Annotated in this window: 5 protein-coding genes; all 5 read right to left on the reverse strand. The window is 39.9% G+C overall.

Features of this window, described 5'->3' with window-relative positions; all coding sequences use genetic code 11:
* Positions 1-18: 18 nt before the first annotated feature.
* The 5 genes from folP to QM629_RS06240 all read right to left on the reverse strand — a co-directional run bounded on the left by folP (position 19) and on the right by QM629_RS06240 (position 6,214).
* On the reverse strand, positions 19-879 hold the full coding sequence (gene folP / locus QM629_RS06220) for a dihydropteroate synthase (RefSeq protein WP_415158285.1): 861 nt from the start codon (positions 877-879) through the stop codon (positions 19-21).
* A gap of 66 nt (positions 880-945) precedes the next feature.
* Complete coding sequence (gene frr, locus QM629_RS06225) at positions 946-1,512, reverse strand: ribosome recycling factor (RefSeq protein WP_415158287.1); 567 nt, start codon at positions 1,510-1,512, stop codon at positions 946-948.
* 44 nt (positions 1,513-1,556) lie between these two features.
* Positions 1,557-2,639, reverse strand: coding sequence for an MraY family glycosyltransferase (locus QM629_RS06230; RefSeq protein WP_415158289.1), 1,083 nt, complete (start codon positions 2,637-2,639; stop codon positions 1,557-1,559).
* A gap of 206 nt (positions 2,640-2,845) precedes the next feature.
* The gene (locus tag QM629_RS06235; protein WP_415158291.1) at positions 2,846-4,756 is read right to left on the reverse strand and encodes a peptidylprolyl isomerase; all 1,911 of its coding nucleotides are present in this window, start codon (positions 4,754-4,756) and stop codon (positions 2,846-2,848) included.
* 18 nt (positions 4,757-4,774) lie between these two features.
* The gene (locus tag QM629_RS06240) at positions 4,775-6,214 is read right to left on the reverse strand and encodes a redoxin domain-containing protein (RefSeq protein WP_415158293.1); all 1,440 of its coding nucleotides are present in this window, start codon (positions 6,212-6,214) and stop codon (positions 4,775-4,777) included.
* Positions 6,215-6,459 lie beyond the last annotated feature (245 nt).

Consider the following 6,459-nt stretch of genomic DNA (forward strand, 5'->3'; position numbering starts at 1 on the left):
GCTTTTCTCTAATAGCGCTTAGGCAGTATTGTATGCTTCCAATAATTTTATAACTTCTGCGGCTTCTTTTGCATCATGCACACGCAATATAGAGGCGCCGTTTAGCAGGGCTATCATATTTAATGCAGTTGTTCCATTTAAAGCTTCTTCTGCAGTTACATTCAGCGTTTTATAAACGGTTCCCTTCCTGGAAAGGCCAACGAGCACAGGCTTATCAAGCATCTTAAAAACAGAAAGGTTTTTCAATAGCTGTAAATTGTGACGGATGGTTTTTCCAAAACCAAAGCCGGGATCAATAACCACATCTTTAATATTATGTTGCCGGCACCGTTCTGTTTGAAAAATAAAAAAGTCAAGCACTTCCTGCACCACATCTTCATAAGCAGGGTTTACCTGCATGGTTTCTGGCCTGCCCTGTATATGCATGCAGATATATGGCACCGGAAATTTTCCTACAGTTGACAGCATTTCATCATCCATCATGCCGCCACTTATATCATTAATAATTGAAGCGCCGGCTTTAATAACATTTTTTGCTACAGAAGCATGATAGGTGTCAGCAGAGATGATTGCTTCCGGGAAATTTTTATAGATTAATTCAATCGCAGGCAAAATCCTGCTATCTTCTTCGCCTGCCGATAGCCTGGCGCTTCCGGGCCGGGTGCTTTGCCCCCCAACATCCAGGATGGCTGCGCCTTCCGCCATCATTTCTGAAACGGTTGCCAGAATTTCATCTTCTGTTCGCTTACGGCTTTTTGCATAAAATGAATCCGGGGTAATATTGATGATGCCCATTACTGCAGGCTTATCAATAACAAGTAATTTACCATTGCAGTTAAGTGTACATATTTTCTTATCGTTTACGGAAGCATTATCCATAACATCAATTTAAAAAATAAAGGGTTTCAGCAATTGAAACCCTTGAATATTGTATAATGAAAACCTTTATACAGCCATCATTTCTTTTTCCTTTGCAGCAAGATGCTTGTCAACAAGCGCAATAAACCTGTTTGTTGTTTGCTGAACAGATTCCTCTGCATCGCTTGCTGCATCTTTGCTCAGCCCATCTTTCTGAAGGCGTTTTATTTCTTCAATTGCATCCCTTCTTATATTTCTTATGGCAACTTTTGACTGTTCTCCTTCAGCGCTTGCCTTTTTAAAAAGCTCTTTACGCCTTTCCTCAGTTAAAGGCGGTAGAAAAAGCCGTATCTGGTTACCATCGTTTTGCGGTGTTATGCCAATGTTCGCCTGCAGTATTGCTCTTTCAATTGCCTGCAGCATATTTTTCTCCCAGGGCTGAATGCTTATTGTTCTTGCATCGAGTATGGAGATGTTTGCTACCTGCGCAACAGGTGTAGGGCTCCCGTAATATTCAACAAAAATACCATCAACCATACCAGGGTTTGCTTTGCCGGCGCGGATCTTTGTTAATTCAACTTCCAGGTGATTAATCGCTTTCTTCATAGATAATTCAGCATCATCCATAACCAGTTCCAGTTCTTCCGGATCCATAACATTATAATTTTAGAAGCGCAAATCTAAGCATTCAAAAAAAATCAGGAATCTTCTCCCGCAGAAACTTTCTCGGTAACCGGGTAAATATGATACACCTTGGTACTCTTTGAATTGGTATTTGTAGCTTTAGCAGGTACAATATGCATTTTTTTGCGTACAGGCATATATTTATCTACCATATATACCAGTGTGAAATAAGCAGCAAACTGTATTGCCAGAACTATATTGAGATTAATGTTTTGTAAAAGAAAAGTTAGCCCGGCAAAAAGAAATTGACATAGTAACAACGTACAGGTAACCTCAGCATGTGATAAACCTTTGTCTTGCAAAAGATGGTGCAAATGATTCCTGTCGGGAACCAAAGGAGATTGCTTTTTGTGTATCCGCAATGTAAAAACGCGCAATACGTCCATTAACGGTATAAGCAAAATGCCAAATGCTATTACCGGTGTTGACTGATTTGAAAATGCAGATTGTATCGGTTCGTTTTCAACAAACTTTATTGCAAGGATAGCTGTTATTAGCCCGATTAAAGTGGATCCGGAATCGCCCATGAAAATCTTTGCGGGGGGGAAATTATACATTAAAAAACCAAGCAGGGCACCGCACATGGCAAACGCGAGTATTGCATAGGATGTTACATCGTTTATTAAAAAGAATACGCCTAATAACAGGCAGGCAACAAACCCGATGGAACCAGCAAGGCCGTCAATCCCGTCAATCAGGTTAAAGGAATTTATAACCAATAAAATAGCAAAGAAGCTTATAGAAAGGCTTGCCTTATAACTTAATTCGTGCAACCCAAGGAAACCATGCAGATTTGTAACCAATACACCCGCTTTTAAGGCAAGCATGGCAGCAACAATAAACTGTCCTAAAAATTTTTTCCAGGCTTTTAATACAAAAATATCATCAATGACCCCTATAGTGAAAATGATGAAAAAAGCGGCAATGAAATATTGAAAGTCGAGATGGTCTTTATTAAAATCAGATACCAGGAGCAGGCTCATGGTAAGGCCGGAGAATATGGCAATACCTCCCAGTGAGGAAACGCCATGATTATGTTTTTTTCGTTCGTCAGGGATGTCGTAAAGATTCTTATCGTTAGCAAATCTGATAACCAAAGGCAGCAGAAAAAAGGTTATAACATATCCTATCAGAGTTCCAATAATCACTTGTAGCATGAAAGAATTATTTATTGGTTTGAGGGGTTTTATACTTTTTTAGTCCGGACATAAAGTTAACATCAGCCAAGCGGCAGCAGCGGCAGTTTGCACGTTTATTGTGAATACTTTTCATGTTTTCAACAAACATTTGTTAAATAAAATATTTAATGCAGCATTTTAAATGTATTTTCATGTACCCGTACCGGGTATATGCTCTTCAGGCTTTTTATCCAGCTTTTTTCAATTTCTTCCTGATAGTCGTTTATTACGGCGCCCCTGGCTTCTTCAAAACTCTTTTGTTCGGGCTCGCGGTTGTAGCTTAATACGTGAATAAACGTATAAACGTTCCCTTCGTCATTACTTTCCGGCATTGTTTGAAAACCATTTTCATATTCAATATGGGTTTTTACAGGCAGTTCATTAATATTAAAACGGCTACTGTCTGCGTATATACCATTGCCATAAGCGGCCGCTATATTGCGCCACTGGCTGGGACTGCTTTTTATTTTGGAAGCTATTGATTTTGCTATATTTTTCTCCGGCGCCGATATCACAAGCGCTATAACGCTTTGCTTCCACATATAATTGTCCTTATGCAATACATAACAATTCTTTAAACCAGCTGAATCCCGCGATGCCTTGCTCCATACGTTTTTATCCATTATGTAAAACAGCATATTGGCTTCATTAAATTCTTTTAACTGTTTTGGTACAGAGGAGTCAAAATCTTCAATATGCTTCCGGTAATATTCGCTGCAGCTTTCCCGAATAAAATCGTCCATTTGCCTGCCATAACCTAACGCTTTTATCCCTGATATATTTTTTGATTTCAGGTAACCGATCCAATCTTTAACTGTAATTTTTTTACCGGCAAATTGAAACAGCACCATCTCCGGTCTTATGATTTTATGTGAAACAAATAGTTTGCCGTTATTTTTTAAAGCACTGTCCGTATATGCCCACAACGCCGCCTCTTCATAATCATTTTTCTTAAACCCGGTAGTGCTTAACCATGTTTCCACAAGTTTGTTTTTGGCAGCATCAAGCCTCCCCGAGTTTTGCATCTGTGTTTGCAGATATGCTTCATAGGTGGCATTGCCTTCATTGGAAGGCACCGGTAATATTTCTAAAAGTTTTATAATATTATAACCATACGCCGTTTTAAACGGCCTTGAAATATCGCCGGCAGCTTTCAGGTCAAAAACTTCTTTTTCAAAATCATTGCTGTAATTTCCCGTTCCCACTTCAATTGCATTGTCGGCCTCTTCATCATAATTATGGCCATATAAAGGCAGGAAAGAGGTAAAGGAAGCGCCATTTTGTAAAATACTGTAAACAGAATCTGCCTGTTTTTTTACCCTGTTCAGTTGTTCTACGGAATAAAGGGAAGGCGTCGCAAATAACAATTGCTGGATTTTTCTCCTTCCCGCAGCAGGCCGTTCGCCGGCATTTTTAAAAATATGATAGCCTTGCCCTGACCTGTATATTTCAGAAAAATTGCCTGGTTTGAGGTTATAGATGATATTTTCGATTGAATAAGGCAAGGTGAACACTGTTATGTAGCCAATATTTCCTATGACATCTTTCACGGCCTGAACGTTGGAATACTGAACAGAAATTTTTTCAAAATCTTTTCCGGCCTTTAGTTCCTTAAGCGCCTGGGAAATTTGTTTGTATGCAGCGCCGGTATCATTGCCTTCAAACCGAACAAAAACCTGCTGTGCCAAAATATCTTTCTGCCCGCGTAAAAATGCTTCCTGCATCAGGCCGGCCAGATTAGCCTGCTTATTAATAAAATTATCTGCCAGTTGGGATTTAAAGTTTTTCATTTCAGCTTTTAATTCTTCATTAGTATCCAGCTTTTCATCATAAGCCGCCTGTAATTTTAACCTGAAATTGATGTACTGGTCAAGGTATGCTTTCAATTTCTCCTGCCTGTTGCCGGAAGGATCGGCATTTTTATTATACGCTTCTAAAAATTCGTTTTTGGACACTGCATGATCGCCATAAGTAAACAAAGTTTGCGCCTGGATAATATTTACTGCAACAATACAGGCAAATATTATGAGAGCCATTGCTTTCATATAACAGCTTTATTGAGAAACCGGTGGTGATTTGAGTTTAGCGTTAATTAATGCATCGTATTGTTCAAGGCTAAGGCCTTTGGCTATTATTTTTTTGTTATCATCCAGCAGGAAGAAAGTTGGCGTTTGAAATATATCATACAACTGCCGGTAATCCGGCTGGTTATTAGCCGCCAGTTCGGCCTTCTTTTGCGGCGTTTCGTAACCATGATACCATTCATTCAGCTTATTTTCAATTATAAACTTTTTCCAGTCATCCACCACCCCGTCATTTGTGCACACGGCCAAAACCTTTACACCTTCATTCTTCCATTTTGCCTCATAAAAAGAGTCAAGCCTAGGTATTTGTGTTTTGCAATGCCCGCAGTGCGGATCCCAAAACGCAATAAAAGTTAAAGGCGCCTTAATATTATACAATGATACCGCACCGCCCGAAGTATCGGTAAGCTCAAGCGGCGATGCCTGTTCATTTATCTGGTTAGCCATTAAGCTATACGCCCTGTCGAAAATATATTTGCGTTGTTTTTCATTCAGCCAGGCCGTATCGCCTTTTGAATAATAGTTCTCAAATAAAGACAAAAATACCTTATCCTGCCCCATGTATTCAGGATTAATATATTTATCGGTAAATTTTCCAAGCAAATATGTATGCACATCATTATTTCCCCTTGAAGCAAGCAGCATATAGTTTACTTCGCTGATGATGGAATCAGGATTGGGCGACACATAATATTTATAGTAGTCATCCAGTTTCGAATCAAAGAAAGGCGTATGCAGTATCATGTCATTATTAAAATCAACACTGTCCCAGTAATGGCCTTTCACATAATAATAAGGATAAAGCGAGTCAGCCGTTCCATCGGCGCGCCTTGGCATCTGTGGCCTTTCAGGCACACTGGCCACCTCCAGCAGCTTTGCCAGCAAACTGGCTGGTTTATTCTTCATAACATCATTCCTGAAAGCCGTAAGCTCACCTGCTTTTGCGGCAAGCGCTTTGGAGATGCTGGCAGAATCAGCAGCGGTTTTAGCCATTTTCATTTGCTGCTGCAAAGCATTCAGCACCGGCGAGACTTTGGAAAGAAAGACGGTATAACCGGAAAACAATTCATTGTCCGGCGAGCCTGTAAACTTTATCTCATTGGGTTTTGCAGAATCGTAAGCAAGGGAAAAGTGCTGTTTTTCATCCATCAGCAATTCAAAAAGTATCACGTATTTGGGCGATACAATAAAATAAATGCCCCGCGGCAGTTTTGCGCTGCCTTTAAAAACAGCCAGGCCATCCGCGTTAGACATGGCAGAATCGGCAAGCCGTTTATTTCGGCCATAGTAAGTACCAAGATATAATTTCGCGTTTTTAAAATCGGTAGTGGTTTTTATTTCATATCCTGGTTGCAACTGGGCTTTAAGAGAAGTGCAGCATAATATAACTGCAGCCAAAAATATCCTCATCGGCTTAAAATTGGCGGTAAAGATATTTCAATATCCTTTTGCTTTTGTTAATCCCTTGCAAATGGTAATATATCCGGCTGCAAATATGGGCCTGTGGAAATAAAAATTTTCTTATCAGCAGTCAAATACCACCTGCAAAGCAGGTGGCTTAAAGAAGCAGCCCAAAGGGCTATATTCCAAGGTTCATCTGCGTAAAATCTTTTCCATCCCTTTCCTCTTTACGTTCTTCCTCTTCCTGATATTTT

This window comes from Parafilimonas sp. (assembly GCF_047606085.1).
In the GTDB taxonomy this organism is placed as follows: Bacteria; Bacteroidota; Bacteroidia; order Chitinophagales; family Chitinophagaceae; genus Parafilimonas.